Origin of the sequence: Pasteurella bettyae CCUG 2042 (assembly GCF_000262245.1) — a bacterium.
Classification (GTDB): Bacteria; Pseudomonadota; Gammaproteobacteria; order Enterobacterales; family Pasteurellaceae; genus Basfia; species Basfia bettyae.
In genome coordinates this window covers 257152-272272 of record NZ_AJSX01000007.1, presented here as the reverse complement: position 1 = coordinate 272272, position 15121 = coordinate 257152, and the positions used below count along the sequence as shown (strand labels likewise).

Below are 15121 nucleotides of genomic sequence, written 5' to 3'. Positions count from 1 at the left end.
TAACGCTCACACGCACATAAAAATTTCAAATGCCATCTATAATTGCGTTGGTAATCCCCTTATTTTATCGGTAAACTAAAGCGGTTTGATGTGGATCTTTTTTAAAGTTTAGCTTGTAATAAAATGAAAAAAATTTCGTTAAAAATAACCGCAATTTTGCTTGGATGGATGAGTTTTTCAGCCCTTGCAGAACAAACCGTGGATATTGAGATCCGCGGGATCAAGGGTGAGCGTGCTATTCGCAACACTGACATGAATGTCAAACTTATTGATAAAGGTGAGATGGACGGCTCAGATCGTTATAAACAATTAGTTTCAAATGCTGTTGATAAAGGCCTTCGAGTCTTCGGTTATTATGGTTCTTCCGTGGCCTTTGAATTAAAAAAACGCAAAGGTCAACGAGATTTACTTATTGCGAATGTCACTCCGGGTGAGCCAAGTAAAATTGCTGGAACAGACGTTGAAATTACAGGCGAAGCAGCAGAAGATGAAAACTTCACGGCACTCCGTAAAAACTTGCCAAAACAAGGCGAGTTAGTTGAGCATCAAAAATACGATGATTATAAAAGTAGTATTTCAAATCTTGCCCTTGCTCGCGGCTATCTTGATGGAAAATTCCAAATTTCTCGCTTAGAAATCAGCCCAGAAACCCATGAAGCATGGTGGCGCATGCAATTAAAAAAATTAACAGCACTTATGATGCTTGGACTAGGTTTTTCGGTCGCACAAGCCGCGGAATTGCCCAATATTACGATTTTAGCGACTGGCGGCACCATTGCCGGAAGCGGTGAAACCGCTGTTTCTTCTGCTTATAAAGCCGGACAGCTCAATGTTGAGGCATTAATTGAGGCTGTGCCTGAAATTAAGCGACTTGCGAATGTAAAAGGTGAGCAAATTGTGAAGATTGGTTCACAAGATATGAGCGATGATGTGTGGTTAAAATTAGCTAAAGCCATTAATGCACAATGTAAAGATACAGATGGTTTCGTGATTACTCACGGTACCGATACCATGGAAGAAACCGCTTATTTCTTAGACCTTACTGCAAAATGTGAAAAACCAATTGTATTAGTTGGGGCTATGCGTCCTGCGACAGAAAAAAGTGCGGATGGTCCATTAAACCTTTATAACGCTGTCGTCGTGGCAACCGATAAAAAATCATCTGGTCGCGGCGTATTAGTGGCGATGAATGATGAAGTATTAGGTGCGCGCGACGTGACCAAAATGAGCACTACTGCAGTACAAACATTCCATTCACCAAACTATGGTACCTTGGGTTACATCCATAACAGTAAAGTGGATTATGAACGTTCACCTGAAAGTAAACATACCGTAAACACACCATTTAACGTAGATAAATTAGACAGCTTACCGAAAGTGGGTATTGTTTATGCTTATTCTAATGCACCAATTGAGCCGTTAAATTCATTATTGGATGCGGGCTATCAAGGTATTGTTTCAGCGGGCGTGGGTAATGGTAACGTGAATGCCGCACACTTAGAACGTTTAGAAAAGGCAGCGAAAGATGGTGTGGTAGTGGTGCGTTCATCTCGTGTGCCAACGGGTTACACAACACGTGATGCTGAAGTAGATGATTCTAAATATGGTTTTGTGGCTTCAGGTACATTGAATCCGCAAAAAGCACGTGTGTTATTACAATTAGCCTTAACACAAACAAAAGATCCAAAAGTGATTCAACAATACTTTGAGGATTTCTAAGACAGTCACTAAAAGTGCGGTCAGAATTTGAGTTAAATTTTCGGTCTTTGTGCAACTGCTACATAATACCGGAAATTTTAGAAATTTTGACCGCACTTTTTTTATAAAAAAGCTCGCTTGTTAGGGGGAAATCTTTTAGTATTAATAAACTAAATTGATTATAAAATTCATTTTAAATGAAGGAAATAATATTGAATAAGAAAAATAAAGCTTTAGTGACGTTATCCATTGTAGGTTTATTAGGCGGTTGTTCAGAAGAAAATGTGCAACGTGATGTATATAAATCACTCGAAGATTGTGTTGCAGACTGGGGAACGCCAGAATTATGTGAGCAAGATACGAAAGCACTGGCTGACTTGAATAAGGGAAATGAAACACCTCAAAGCATATTCAATGAATCAGCTAATCATGATGAATCTAGTCATTCAGGTTCAGGCTTTGTCGCAGGCTATATGGCAGCTCGTATGATGTCATCATTTATGGGTCCAAGTTATTTTCAAGGTAATCGCGCAGTACAAACGAATAGTGGGCAAACAATTCGACCACAATCTAATCATTCTGCGGCAAAACCCATTGTGATGAAAGGTAGTGTTGCCGATTCATTTAGCCGTCCTGTAAAACGTGGTGGATTTAGTTCAAGTAATTCTAGTGCAAGTAAATCAAGTAGTTTTGGTGGCTAGATGAAACGTATTGCAACTTTTCCACAGCGAGTAGATATGCAAGCCCAATTATTAGAAGTGGGGTTTGACTACTATAATTTACCTTCAACAGATGGTTCAAATTATTGGTCAGATAATGTGGCTTATGAGTTTACTTTGGCTGAAATAGATCGAATTGAAGATGCCACTAATGAATTGCATGCTATGTGCTTGGATTTTGTTGCTGATGAGGTGATGAAAGGTGATTATCAACATTATCAATTCACTGATTTACAAAAACAGCTTATTGAACAATCTTGGAATCGCAAAGATTTGTCACTCTATGGACGGTTTGATTTTGGCTATGATGGTTCAAGCCTTAAAATGTTTGAATATAATGCGGATACGCCCACTTCATTATTAGAAGCTTCAGTAGTGCAGTGGAAATGGTTAGAACAAGTCGAGAATTTACAACATCGTGATCAATTTAACTGGATTCATGAAGCTTTAGTTAAACGTTTTCAGGATATTAAACAAATCACTGGTAAATCGAGTTTTCATTTCTCAGGTATGCAAGAAGCCGGACGTGAAGATTGGGGAAATATTGACTATTTATGTGATGTGGCTTATTTAGCTGGTTGGAATATTCACCAGCTTGCAATAGAAGATATTGGTTATGATGAACAACATAAAGCGTTTGTTGATTTAAACAATCATAATATTGAGTTGATTTTCAAACTTTGCCCTTTAGAATGGTTTACTAATGTCGAATTTGCTCAATATATTCCTCATTCCCATACGAAATTTTTTGAACCTATGTGGAAATTATTACTTAGCAATAAAATCTTATTAGCTAAATTATGGCAAAAACATAAACGTCATGATTTATTGTTGCCAGCCTATTTCAAACCAGAAGACAATCCAAGGCCTCATCGTATACTGGTGAAAAAGCCTATTCTTGGGAGAGAGGGGGCAAATATTTCTTATTGTGAATTAGAAAATAAATTAGAATTTGCTGCAAAGGGTAGCGAACATTCAGAATTTTATAATCGTAATGACTATATCTACCAAGAAAAATTTAATATGCCATCATTTGATGGAATGTATCCAATGATAGGTTCTTGGATAGTTGGAGATGAAGCTTGTGGCATGGGGTTACGAGAAGATTTCACTCCTGTAACAGGTAATGATAGCCATTTTGTCCCTCACTATTTTGTTGAATAATTAGATTCATATTCTTACGCAAAGGAGATTCTATGAAAATTGTTTTTTTAGATAGCACCGCACTTCCTCCTCATCATCCTATTCCTCGCCCAAGTTTTGAGCATGAGTGGGTTGATTATCCTTATACTTCAGCAGACCAAACTATTGAGCGCGCTAAAGATGCTGACATTGTGGTAACCAGTAAAGTTATTTTCTCTCGTCAAGTATTAGAAAAGTTACCTAATTTAAAATTGATTGCTGTAACAGCTACAGGAACAAATAACATAGATTTAGATGCTGCAAGAGAGTTAGGTGTCGTAGTTAAAAATGTGACAGGGTATTCAGCGACAACAGTTCCTGAACATGTTATTGGTTTGAGTTTTTCTTTTATGCATAGTTTGATGGGATGGTATAAAGATCAATTAGCAGGAAAATGGATGCAAAGCAAACAATTCTGCTATTTTGATTATCCAATCCGAGATATTAAAAATTCTACTATGGGGATTGTAGGCAAAGGTTGTATTGGTTCTGAAGTTGGTCGTTTGGCAGAAGCTGTTGGCATGAAAGTGCTTTATGCTGAACATCGTGGTGCTACAACTTGTCGAGCAGGTTATACACCATTTGAAGAGGTTCTTAGACAAGCAGATATTGTCACATTACATTGCCCATTGACTGAAAATACAAAAAATATAATTAATAAAGAAACCCTGTCACTCTTTAAAAAAGAAGCTTTTTTAATTAATACAGGTAGAGGACCTTTAGTGGATGAACAGGCATTATTAGACGCCTTAAAATCAGGTCAACTCGCAGGTGCTGCATTAGATGTATTAGAAAAAGAACCACCAGAAAAAGATAATCCACTTGTTTTAGCTGCGAAAACGATGCCTAATTTAATTATTACCCCACATGTTGCTTGGGCATCTGAGAGTGCTATTCAAACATTAATCAGTAAAGTGCGGGATAATATTGAAGAATTTGTCGCGACAGGCAAATAAACGTATAATCGGCGCTAATTTGTGGATAAGGTACGAGTGATTAGAAGTGATCTAATGCTATGGCTTTGATTTCCATTATTTTTATTAAACATTATTAATTAGCTAAAGCTAGACACAAGGTAATATGAATTTTCCTGTTTCTTTTTATGTTGCACTTCGTTATTGGCGAGCAAAAAGTGCTGATCGTTTTGGTCGATTAGTCACTAATTTAGCCAGTGCCGGTATTGTGCTAGGGGTGATGGCTTTGATCATCGTACTTTCTGTAATGAATGGTTTAGAAAAGCATCAAAAGCAACAAGTGCTTGCTCATATACCTCATGCAGTACTAGTCGCTGAACAGCATGTAAACAGCAAACAGCCATTATCCCCCTTACCTGAGTTTGTACAAAACGCTGTTGCGATTAATACGACCAATGTCATTTTTCAAACAGCAAAAGGTGTTAGTGCAGGTCAAGTAATCGGCGTTCAGTCATCTCAGGATGATTCTCTGCTTAGCTATTTAGATGAAAATCAATTTAATAGCCTTTTACCACAAGGACAATTTAAATTAATTATTGGTTCGCAACTTGCACAAAATCTGAATTTAAATATTGGCGATAAAGTGCGGTTAATGATTACTGAAAATAGTCAATATACACCTTTTGGTCGAGTTCCAACTCAACGTATATTTACAGTCAGTGAAATTTATTTTTCTGATAATAATGATATTTCTGGTTATGAAGTTTTTACTAATTTAGCCGATATTGGTCGTTTAATGAGAATCAAACCAGGTGAGGCACAAGGTTATCGGTTATTCCTTAATGATCCTTTTTTAATTACTGAATTACCGAAGTATTTTTCAGAAAACTACCAAATTATTGATTGGCGTAGTCAAAAAGGCGAATTTTTCCAAGCGGTACGAATGGAAAAAAATATGATGGGATTATTGATTAGCTTAATTATTATTGTGGCAATTTCTAATATTGTCACATCACTTAGTTTAATGGTGGTGGATAAACAAGGAGAAATTGCCATTTTACAAACTCAAGGTTTGACCAAACGGCAAGTGCGTCATATCTTTATTTCACAAGGCTGTTTAGTGGGATTAGTGGGTACCACTATTGGTACTATATTAGGTATTTTGGCGACCTTGAATTTAGATACTATCGTCCATCTGCTTGGGCAACGAGGCATTTTTCTACCTACTTCTATTAGAGCCGTGCAGATTATTATGATTATCACATTATCATTATTATTATCGCTATTATCTACCATTTATCCTGCATATCGAGCCGCCAAAATAGAGCCAGCTGAAGCCTTAAGATATGAGTAAAAGTGCGGTGGAAAAATAAAAAATTTTATTAGCAAGTCAACTCACCTGCTTAACAGAACAAAATGAATATGAATAACGAAATTTTATTAAATTGTCAGAATATCAGCAAGTATTACACTGAAGGTTCAATACAAACTCAAGTGCTCAAAGATGTCACTTTTTCATTAAATGATAAAGAGCTTGTGGCAATAGTAGGAAGCTCTGGTTCAGGGAAAAGTACATTGTTACATACCTTAGGTGGACTTGATCAACCCACTTCTGGTGAAGTGTTTATTAAAGGAAAATCTTTGCAGAAAGCTTCTTCAGATGAATTAGCCAAATTACGTAATAGTTATTTAGGCTTTGTATATCAATTTCATCATTTAATGGCTGATTTTACGGCGTTAGAGAATGTATTAATGCCTATGTTGATTGGGCATCAAAATAAAACTGAGGCTCAACATCGTGCAGAAAAAATGTTAAATGCAGTTGGTTTATCTCATCGAATTTCTCATAAACCTTCCGCACTTTCAGGCGGGGAGCGTCAACGTGTCGCCATTGCCCGTGCATTAGTGAATAATCCTGCTTTAGTGTTAGCTGATGAGCCTACGGGGAATCTTGATCATAAAACCACGGAAAGTATTTTTGAATTGATTCAACAATTGAATCAAGAACAAGGCATAGCGTTTTTGTTAGTCACCCATGATTTAAATTTAGCACAGAAATTATCTCGTCGTTATGTGATGCAAGATGGTGTGTTACGTCCAGAAGAATAAAGGTGGAAGAGTATGAATACACCATTTTTTATTAGCTGGCGCTATCAACGAGCCAAGCAGAAAAATCATTTAGTGTCACTGATAGCTTTATTCTCAAGTATTGGTATCGCCCTTGGGGTGGCTGTTTTGATCCTTGGTTTAAGTGCGATGAATGGCTTTGAACGAGAATTGAATAATCGTATTTTAGCCGTTGTACCTCATGCTGATATTACAGGTAGTCATTCCAGTATTACGCATTGGCAAAATTTAGAAAAGCGTTTAATGAGTAATCCTGATATTCAAGCAGTTTCTCCTTATGTGAGTTTTACCGCTTTAGTTGAAAATGGTGCTAAATTAAAAGTTGTGCAAGTGCATGGCGTTGAACAGAAGTCACAAGATCAAGTGAGTTCATTAGGAAAATTTGTGCTTGAGGATGGATGGCAACAATTTGCTTCACAAGGTGGATTAGTGCTTGGTTCAGGCATTGCCAAAGAGCTTGATGTAAATGCTGGAGACTGGGTGACCTTATTAATTTCTGAAGCAAATTCCAGTGAGCAATTGGCACAACCTACACGTGAACGCCTTCAAGTGACAGGTATTTTACGTTTAGATGGTCAGCTCGATCATAGTTATGCATTAATGTCGCTTACACAAGCACAAGAATTTATGAGCTTTGACAAAGATGAAGTGACGGGTGTGGAAATGAAAGTGGCCGATCCATTCAAGGTTCAGTCGGTTAATTTTTCTAGCCTCAATGATTATCCACAAATGCTCAATTTACAGACTTGGATTAATAAATTTGGCTATATGTATCGAGATATTCAGCTGATTCGCACAGTTATGTATATTGCTATGGTCTTGGTGATTGGCGTAGCTTGTTTTAATATTGTGTCGACATTGATTATGGCAGTGAAAGATAAAGCTGGTGATATTGCTATCATGCGTACACTTGGTGCTAATAACAGCTTTATTAAGCGTATTTTTATTTGGTATGGATTACAAGCAGGCATGAAAGGTTGCTTAATTGGGATTGTGTTAGGCATAGTTCTTTCCTTAAATTTAACTTCAATTATTAAAAGCATTGAATCTTTAATAGGAAAAAAACTCTTGTCTGATGGGATTTATTTTGTAGATTTCTTACCTAGCGAATTGCATTGGCAAGATGTACTATTAGTGTTGGTTGCAGCATTAATTCTCAGCTTAATTGCTAGTTTATACCCAGCTAATCGAGCTGCAAAACTACAACCTGCACAAGTTTTAAGTAGTCATTAATAAAATATAAATGTACTAGTTTACCAATGCAAAATTTAATGTTAGAGTAAGTAAACATAATTCATTATAAGTTTTTTAGTTTAATAAATATTATATACAGAGAGTAGATTATAGTGGCGAGTAAAAATAAAAATGACATTCATGTCGCAAATGACGATACAAGAATTGCGAATATTGAACAGTTGCTTCCTCCTATTGCGTTATTAGAAAAATATCCAGCAAGTGATATTGCAATAAAAACAGTAAAAAATGCACGTAAAAAAGCTCATGAAATTATTCATGGTGAAGATGATCGTTTATTAATTATTATTGGACCTTGTTCAATTCATGATCCTAAAGCTGCTATGGAATATGCTCAGCGTATGGCAATAATGCGTGAAAAATATAAAGCAACATTAGAAATTATTATGCGAGTGTATTTTGAAAAACCACGCACTACAGTTGGTTGGAAAGGGCTAATTAATGATCCTTATCTAAATGATACTTATGCATTAAATGATGGCCTACGGATGGCTCGTAAATTATTGTCAGATATTAATGATTTAGGTTTACCTACCGCTAGTGAGTTTTTAGATATGATTACTCCTCAGTATCTTGCTGATTTTATGAGTTGGGGGGCAATTGGTGCCCGTACTACTGAATCACAGGTGCATCGTGAATTAGCCTCTGGTTTATCTTGTGCGGTAGGCTTTAAAAATGGAACAAATGGTGGTGTTAAAATTGCTTTAGATGCGATGGGGTCTGCGGAATCTTCTCATCATTTTTTATCAGTTACAAAATTTGGTCATTCTGCGATTGTTTCAACTAAAGGTAATCCTGACTGCCATATCATTTTACGTGGTGGTGATAAAGCGACTAATTATGATGTTGAGAGTGTCGCAAAAGTTTGTGAAAGTATTGAAAAGTCTGGCCGTATTCCACATGTTATGGTCGATTTTAGTCATGCTAACAGCAGTAAACAATTTAAAAAACAAATGGACGTATGTACTGATGTTTGTGAACAAGTTGCCAGTGGCTCAACACAAATCTTCGGGGCCATGGTGGAAAGTCATCTAGTGGAAGGACGTCAAGATCTTGTTGCTGGTCAAGCTTTGACTTATGGTCAAAGTATCACAGATGCTTGTATTGGCTGGGATGATACAGAAATTGTCTTACAACAACTTTCTGATGCCGTAGAAGCTCGTCGTCAACTAAAGAAATAAAGATAAAATTTTAAAAATACAGACCGCACTTTGGACAACTAAAGTGCGGTTTTATATAAACTGTCTTAAGCCAACACTTCAGTGGCATTTTGCCAAAATGAAATCGTATTTTCTGATACATCGCCATATTTTTTCGCAACTACCGTTACCGCTTGCTGCAAGGCTTTCGCCAGCTCTATCTGCCCACAAATTGCAAGGGAATGAATGGTTCGGGGATGCGTAATTGGTTGTGATTATTTGGTTTGAGCCATGGATATTCATGTTGAGTGAGTGGTTTTTGTGCGGTGATTTCCAGCCCATCAGGAGTTAAGCCCCAAAAGTTTAACATCACATCAAGAGATTTCTGCATATTGGTTTTGAGCAATTCAGAATTGCTAAAATCTAAGCAATCTTGTTTGGTTAAAGTTGGGGCTGGATGAAATCTAGAAGGGGTTTCTAGGGGAAAAATCCACTGAATATAATTATGAGTATCTTCTAATCTAAAGATACTAAACTGCCAAATATCGCTAATAAAACGCCCGTGATCATCAGGAATTTGATCCAGATAAAAATTTAGTAAAGGGCTAAAGTTGTTCATCATATTCACCTATAAATAAAAATTCTTCCTACAATGAATAAAGTCCGACAACCAAAATTCCACATATTAGCGGTATTAAGCTTTATAGAACCTTTAAAGGGAAAGCCTTCACTAATAATATTCGAAAAGCATTAGCATAGTCGATTTAAATGCGAAACTTACTGGCTTTGAAAGCTTGCCATAGAAAAAACATGGGTTACTTGGGCAATATCAAATATGACTCTTTTATTTTTAGTATCACTTCTTCACCATAACTTTAGGAACAATACTCGTTGAAGTTCTAGAATATTCTGCAACAAATCATTAATGGGAGTAATCAGATTTCTTTTGACTGTTCAAAATGATATTTTTTAAATTTCTAGAATAAGATAAATTTTTGATTTTTATCACCGCACTTTATATTGCCCCTTAAATATCATCGTGATTTGGTATATGATATAACAGTTTTTTCAGTCATTATCGAGAGTCATATTTATGCTACGACCGCCTTCCCAATCTAGTGATAAGCAAACCGCACAAGTTAATGTTCCACCTCATTCTATTGAAGCTGAACAAGCCGTCCTAGGTGGGATTATGTTGAACAATTCACATTGGGAAAATGTGATTGAACATGTGATTGCCGAAGACTTTTATACAGTAGCTCACCGCTTTATTTTTAAAGAAATGGAAGAGCTTGCACGTCAAAATAATCCTATTGATTTAATTACCCTAGATCAGGCTTTGAAAAATAAAGGTGTGGTAGAAGATGTCGGTGGCTTTGCTTATTTAGCAGAATTATCTAAAAATACACCAAGTGCCGCCAATATTATCGCTTATGCAGATATTGTGCGTGAAAAAGCGATTTTACGTGAGTTAATTGGTGTCGGTAATGTTATTGCACAAAGTGCTTATGCACCTAAAGGTCGTGATGTTAAAGAAATTCTTGATGAAGCTGAACGTGAAGTATTTAAAATCGCAGAAAAACGTAGTTCTGAAAATGAAGGACCTGAAAATATTCTCAATATCCTTGAACGTACTATTGATAAGATTGAATTTTTATCCAAGAATCAAAATGCTGGTGGCGTAACAGGGGTCACAACGGGCTTTAAAGATCTTGATAAGAAAACCGCTGGGTTACAGCCTTCAGATCTCATTATTGTGGCAGCTCGCCCATCAATGGGAAAAACAACCTTTGCTATGAATCTTTGTGAAAATGCGGCTTTATCAAGTGATAAACCTGTACTTATTTTTAGCTTAGAAATGCCAGCAGATCAAATTATGATGCGTTCATTAGCGTCGCTTTCTCGTGTGGATCAAACAAAAATTCGTACCGGACAAATCACAGAAGATGATGAATGGGCGCGTATTTCTAGTACTATGGGAATGCTTACCAATAAGCCCAATATGTATATTGATGATTCAGCGGGCTTGACGCCAACAGAATTGCGTTCAAGAGCAAGACGCATTTATCGTGAAAATGGTGGTTTAAGTTTAATTATGATTGATTACTTACAACTTATGCGGGCCCCAGGTTTTGATAATCGTACCTTAGAGATTGCAGAAATTTCACGTTCATTAAAAGCTCTAGCAAAAGAATTAGAAGTGCCTGTGGTTGCACTTTCACAGTTGAATCGAACACTTGAAAATCGTACCGATAAACGTCCTGTTAACTCAGATTTAAGGGAATCAGGCTCTATTGAGCAAGATGCTGACTTGATTATGTTTATCTATCGTGACGAAGTGTATCATGAAACCACTGAAGAAAATCACAATGTTGCAGAGATTATTATTGGTAAGCAGCGTAATGGTCCAATTGGCCGTGTACGTTTAACTTTCCAAGGGCAGTATTCCCGTTTTGATAATTATGCAGGTTCGCATCAATTTAATGATGACGATTATTAGTATAAAAATATAACTAAGAAGTTTATATGAAACCAGCAACAGTAAAAATTAGTTCAGTTGCACTGAAACATAATATTCAAACCATTAGAAAAAAAGCACCTTATAGTAAAATTATTGCCGTGGTCAAAGCGAATGCTTATGGACATGGTGTGCTTTTTGTCTCTTCTGCGGTAGAGCGTTTAGTTGATGGATTTGGCGTAGCTCGTTTAGAAGAGGCATTAAGTTTGCGTTCAAACGGTGTGACTAAGCCGATTCTTTTACTTGAAGGCTTTTTTTCTATTGATGATTTGCCTATCTTGTCAGTAAATAATATTCAAACGGTTATTCATAACCAAGAACAACTTGATGCAATAAAACAAGCTCATCTTGATAATCCTATTAAAGTGTGGTTAAAAATTGATACGGGCATGCACCGTTTAGGTGTTAGTCTTGAACAAGTAGATGATTTTTATGATGAATTAACAAATTGCAAAAATGTTTCAGAGATCGGTTTTGTAAGTCATTTTAGCCGTGCCGATGAAATAGACTGTGATTATACCCAAATTCAATTATCACGCTTTTTAAATGCGACCAAAGATAAACAAGGCGATCGTACTATTGCTGCCTCTGGAGGTATCTTATTTTGGGAAGATTCTCATTTAGAATATATTCGTCCAGGTATTATTATGTATGGTGTGTCACCGACAAGTACGCCAAGTAGTGAATATGATTTAGTTCCTGTAATGACATTAACTTCTTCATTAATTGCTGTTCGAGATCATAAAAAAGGCGAACCTGTTGGTTATGGTGGCACTTGGATAAGTGAGCGAGATACTAAAATTGGCGTAATTGCTATTGGTTATGGTGATGGTTATCCTCGTAATGTTCCAACTGGAACCCCTGTTTATATAAATGGTCGCCGAGTGCCAATTGTAGGACGTGTATCTATGGATATGGTGACTGTGGATTTAGGACCTGATTGCCAAGATAAAGTGGGGGATGAAGCTATTCTTTGGGGAAAAGAGTTACCAATTGAAGAAGTTGCAGATATTACAGGTTTGCTCAGTTATGAATTAATGACTAAATTAACACCTCGTGTGTTAACGGAGTATGTAGATTAAAGCTATTAATTCCATAATTAAAACAATAATTAGTTTTAATCTATAACGTGTTAGTATTTGTCATACACTTGATGTTAACGAAATTTAACTAATTTATTCAATAAAAAGGAAAAACAATGCAAAACATTAATCCTACGAGTACTATGGCGTGGAAAGCTTTAGAAGCACATAAAGCAAAATTGACAAATGTCACTATTCAAGATCTTTTTAATCAACAACAAGATCGTTTTGCTGATTATTCATTAACCTTTAATAATGAAATATTAGTGGATTATTCCAAAAATAAAATCACCAAGGAAACTCTAGATTTATTACATCAATTGACAAAAGAGTGCGGATTAAATGAAGCTATTGAAGCGATGTTCAGTGGTGAAAAAATTAACCGTACAGAAAATAGAGCAGTATTGCATACTGCCTTACGTAACCGTTCAAATACTCCTGTTTTAGTGGATGGAAAAGATGTAATGCCTGAAGTGAACGAAGTATTAGCTAAAATGAAGTCATTCAGTAATCGTGTGATTTCTGGTGAATGGAAAGGCTATACAGGTAAGGCGATTACTGATGTAGTGAATATTGGGATCGGTGGTTCAGATCTTGGACCTTATATGGTGACAGAAGCACTACGTCCATATAAAAATCATTTAACAATGCACTTTGTATCAAATGTAGATGGTACACATATTGCTGAAGTGTTTAAAAAAGTAAACCCAGAAACTACTTTATTTTTAGTTGCATCAAAAACTTTTACTACGCAAGAAACAATGACTAATGCAAAATCAGCTCGTGATTGGTTCTTAGCATCAGCAAAAGATGAAAAACATGTAGCGAAACACTTTGCAGCACTTTCAACTAATGCAAAAGATGTTGCAGAATTTGGTATTGATACTGACAATATGTTTGGTTTCTGGGATTGGGTTGGCGGCCGTTATTCATTATGGTCAGCAATTGGTCTTTCAATTGCGTTATCAATCGGATTTGATAACTTCGAAGCATTATTGACTGGTGCGTATGAAATGGATAAACATTTCCGCACCACACCAATTGAAAAAAATATTCCTGTAACTTTAGCGTTAGTTGGCTTGTGGAATACTAACTTCCAAGGTGCTCAAACTGAAGCAATCTTACCTTATGATCAATATTTACATCGTTTTGCTGCTTATTTCCAACAAGGAAATATGGAATCAAATGGTAAATATGTGGGACGCGATGGTAAAGTTATCAGCGATTATCAAACGGGTCCAATTATTTGGGGGGAACCTGGTACAAATGGTCAACATGCTTTCTATCAATTAATCCATCAAGGCACAACATTAATTCCATGTGATTTTATTGCGCCCGTCAAAACACATAATCCGTTAGCAGATCATCATAATAAATTACTGTCTAATTTCTTTGCACAAACTGAAGCTTTAGCATTCGGTAAAACAAAAGAAGAAGTTGAAGCAGAATTTGTGAAGGCAGGAAAGGCGTTAGCAGATGTAAAAGATGTTGTACCATTTAAAGTATTTACGGGTAATAAACCAACAAATTCAATTTTGTTAAAAGAAATTACGCCGTTTAGTTTAGGTGCGTTAATTGCTATGTACGAGCATAAGATCTTTGTTCAAGGGGTAATTTTTAATATTTTCAGCTTTGATCAATGGGGCGTTGAGTTAGGCAAACAACTTGCTAACCGCATTCTTCCTGAATTAGGCGATAGTGAACCAGTTACTAGCCATGATAGTTCAACAAATGGTTTAATTAATCAATTTAAGACATGGCGTTAATAACCTTTAGTCTCTAGCTAAAAGTGCGATAGATTTTTTTAAATTTCTACCGCACTTTTTTCATTAATGTAGTAGTCCTGGGAATAAATTACTAATACCTACTACAATACTTTCAATCCCCAAAGACATCAAGATTACCCCCATAATACGGGTGACAACATTGCTTCCTGTTTTTCCCAAAAACTTGACCACCGAAGGGCCGGAGCGGAATAGCCCATAACAAAGTAGTGCAAAAATGATAATGGCAAAACTAAAACCAAGCCAATCAGACCAATGATTGTATTGTGATGCCCAAACAATGGTAGAACTAATTGCACCAGGTCCAGCAAGAATAGGCATAGCAAGCGGTACCACAGCAATACTACTCATATTAGAAAAGTCAGTATTTTTTTCATCTTTATTTTGTTTTTCTTCAGCAAGTTTACCGCTAATCATTGTTAAGGCAATGCTGATAATTAAAATTCCACCAGCAATACGGAATGAATTAATGGATATACTGAATAAGCTTAAGATCATTTTTCCAAATAATAAACTAACTAATAGAATAATCCCTACAGAAAAAGAGGTGACAAAATTTGTATGGTTACGCTCCGCTTTAGTGAGATGATCTGTCATATTAACAAAAACAGGCAGCACCCCAAATGGGTTGATAACGGCAACTAAACCTAAGAAAAATTTTGCATAAATAGGTAAATTCTGTACAAAATCCATATGATTCTCTT

At 36.3% G+C, this 15121-nt stretch carries 13 protein-coding genes and 1 pseudogene; 12 read left to right on the top strand and 2 right to left on the bottom strand.

Annotated elements, in window-relative coordinates; all coding sequences use genetic code 11:
- Positions 1-123: 123 nt before the first annotated feature.
- From HMPREF1052_RS11315 to aroG, 9 genes and pseudogenes are all read left to right on the top strand, one after another.
- A pseudogene (locus HMPREF1052_RS11315) lies at positions 124-672 on the top strand (POTRA domain-containing protein); the annotation flags it as partial.
- On the top strand, positions 670-1719 hold the full coding sequence (gene ansB / locus HMPREF1052_RS02445; protein ID WP_040596196.1) for an L-asparaginase 2: 1050 nt from the start codon (positions 670-672) through the stop codon (positions 1717-1719). The pseudogene HMPREF1052_RS11315 and the gene ansB, both read left to right, overlap by 3 nt.
- Before the next feature lie 176 nt (positions 1720-1895).
- The gene (locus HMPREF1052_RS02440; RefSeq protein WP_115172902.1) at positions 1896-2399 is read left to right on the top strand and encodes a DUF1190 domain-containing protein; all 504 of its coding nucleotides are present in this window, start codon (positions 1896-1898) and stop codon (positions 2397-2399) included.
- The gene (locus HMPREF1052_RS02435; RefSeq protein WP_005758986.1) at positions 2400-3581 is read left to right on the top strand and encodes a glutathionylspermidine synthase family protein; all 1182 of its coding nucleotides are present in this window, start codon (positions 2400-2402) and stop codon (positions 3579-3581) included.
- Positions 3582-3613: 32 nt separating this feature from the next.
- Positions 3614-4555 carry a 2-hydroxyacid dehydrogenase gene (locus tag HMPREF1052_RS02430; protein ID WP_005759112.1) on the top strand — a complete coding sequence of 314 codons (942 nt, stop codon included), beginning with the start codon at positions 3614-3616 and terminating at the stop codon, positions 4553-4555.
- A gap of 124 nt (positions 4556-4679) precedes the next feature.
- Positions 4680-5867, top strand: a complete 1188-nt coding sequence (locus tag HMPREF1052_RS02425) for a lipoprotein-releasing ABC transporter permease subunit (protein ID WP_005758913.1) — start codon at positions 4680-4682, stop codon at positions 5865-5867.
- 68 nt (positions 5868-5935) lie between these two features.
- Positions 5936-6622: a lipoprotein-releasing ABC transporter ATP-binding protein LolD gene (gene lolD, locus HMPREF1052_RS02420; RefSeq protein ID WP_040596194.1), complete on the top strand. Its 687-nt coding sequence runs from the start codon at positions 5936-5938 to the stop codon at positions 6620-6622.
- 12 nt (positions 6623-6634) lie between these two features.
- Complete coding sequence (gene lolE, locus HMPREF1052_RS02415; protein ID WP_005759265.1) at positions 6635-7873, top strand: lipoprotein-releasing ABC transporter permease subunit LolE; 1239 nt, start codon at positions 6635-6637, stop codon at positions 7871-7873.
- Positions 7874-7986: 113 nt separating this feature from the next.
- Positions 7987-9075 carry a 3-deoxy-7-phosphoheptulonate synthase AroG gene (gene aroG, locus HMPREF1052_RS02410; protein ID WP_005758955.1) on the top strand — a complete coding sequence of 363 codons (1089 nt, stop codon included), beginning with the start codon at positions 7987-7989 and terminating at the stop codon, positions 9073-9075.
- A 175-nt stretch (positions 9076-9250) separates the two neighbouring features.
- Here the strand turns inward: aroG and HMPREF1052_RS02405 are convergent, their stop codons facing one another.
- The gene (locus tag HMPREF1052_RS02405; RefSeq protein WP_005758806.1) at positions 9251-9652 is read right to left on the bottom strand and encodes an opioid growth factor receptor-related protein; all 402 of its coding nucleotides are present in this window, start codon (positions 9650-9652) and stop codon (positions 9251-9253) included.
- 474 nt (positions 9653-10126) lie between these two features.
- On the opposite strand from HMPREF1052_RS02405, the gene HMPREF1052_RS02400 reads away from it, so the two are divergent.
- The 3 genes from HMPREF1052_RS02400 to pgi all read left to right on the top strand — a co-directional run bounded on the left by HMPREF1052_RS02400 (position 10127) and on the right by pgi (position 14399).
- Positions 10127-11533: a replicative DNA helicase gene (locus HMPREF1052_RS02400; RefSeq protein ID WP_005758886.1), complete on the top strand. Its 1407-nt coding sequence runs from the start codon at positions 10127-10129 to the stop codon at positions 11531-11533.
- A gap of 26 nt (positions 11534-11559) precedes the next feature.
- Complete coding sequence (alr, locus tag HMPREF1052_RS02395) at positions 11560-12633, top strand: alanine racemase (RefSeq protein ID WP_005758949.1); 1074 nt, start codon at positions 11560-11562, stop codon at positions 12631-12633.
- A gap of 116 nt (positions 12634-12749) precedes the next feature.
- Positions 12750-14399, top strand: a complete 1650-nt coding sequence (gene pgi, locus HMPREF1052_RS02390) for a glucose-6-phosphate isomerase (RefSeq protein ID WP_005759195.1) — start codon at positions 12750-12752, stop codon at positions 14397-14399.
- A gap of 63 nt (positions 14400-14462) precedes the next feature.
- Here the strand turns inward: pgi and HMPREF1052_RS02385 are convergent, their stop codons facing one another.
- Complete coding sequence (locus tag HMPREF1052_RS02385) at positions 14463-15110, bottom strand: YchE family NAAT transporter (RefSeq protein WP_005759082.1); 648 nt, start codon at positions 15108-15110, stop codon at positions 14463-14465.
- Positions 15111-15121: the final 11 nt, after the last annotated feature.

What these genes read in the sequence shown, in the direction of transcription:
- ansB (WP_040596196.1), top strand. Translation starts at nt 670, where the DNA reads ATGCAATTAAAAAAATTAACAGCACTTATGATGCTTGGACTAGGTTTT.
- HMPREF1052_RS02440 (WP_115172902.1), top strand. Translation starts at nt 1,896, where the DNA reads ATGAAGGAAATAATATTGAATAAGAAAAATAAAGCTTTAGTGACGTTA.
- HMPREF1052_RS02435 (WP_005758986.1), top strand. Translation starts at nt 2,400, where the DNA reads ATGAAACGTATTGCAACTTTTCCACAGCGAGTAGATATGCAAGCCCAA.
- HMPREF1052_RS02430 (WP_005759112.1), top strand. Translation starts at nt 3,614, where the DNA reads ATGAAAATTGTTTTTTTAGATAGCACCGCACTTCCTCCTCATCATCCT.
- HMPREF1052_RS02425 (WP_005758913.1), top strand. Translation starts at nt 4,680, where the DNA reads ATGAATTTTCCTGTTTCTTTTTATGTTGCACTTCGTTATTGGCGAGCA.
- lolD (WP_040596194.1), top strand. Translation starts at nt 5,936, where the DNA reads ATGAATAACGAAATTTTATTAAATTGTCAGAATATCAGCAAGTATTAC.
- lolE (WP_005759265.1), top strand. Translation starts at nt 6,635, where the DNA reads ATGAATACACCATTTTTTATTAGCTGGCGCTATCAACGAGCCAAGCAG.
- HMPREF1052_RS02405 (WP_005758806.1), bottom strand. Translation starts at nt 9,652, where the DNA reads ATGAACAACTTTAGCCCTTTACTAAATTTTTATCTGGATCAAATTCCT.
- HMPREF1052_RS02400 (WP_005758886.1), top strand. Translation starts at nt 10,127, where the DNA reads ATGCTACGACCGCCTTCCCAATCTAGTGATAAGCAAACCGCACAAGTT.
- alr (WP_005758949.1), top strand. Translation starts at nt 11,560, where the DNA reads ATGAAACCAGCAACAGTAAAAATTAGTTCAGTTGCACTGAAACATAAT.
- pgi (WP_005759195.1), top strand. Translation starts at nt 12,750, where the DNA reads ATGCAAAACATTAATCCTACGAGTACTATGGCGTGGAAAGCTTTAGAA.
- HMPREF1052_RS02385 (WP_005759082.1), bottom strand. Translation starts at nt 15,110, where the DNA reads ATGGATTTTGTACAGAATTTACCTATTTATGCAAAATTTTTCTTAGGT.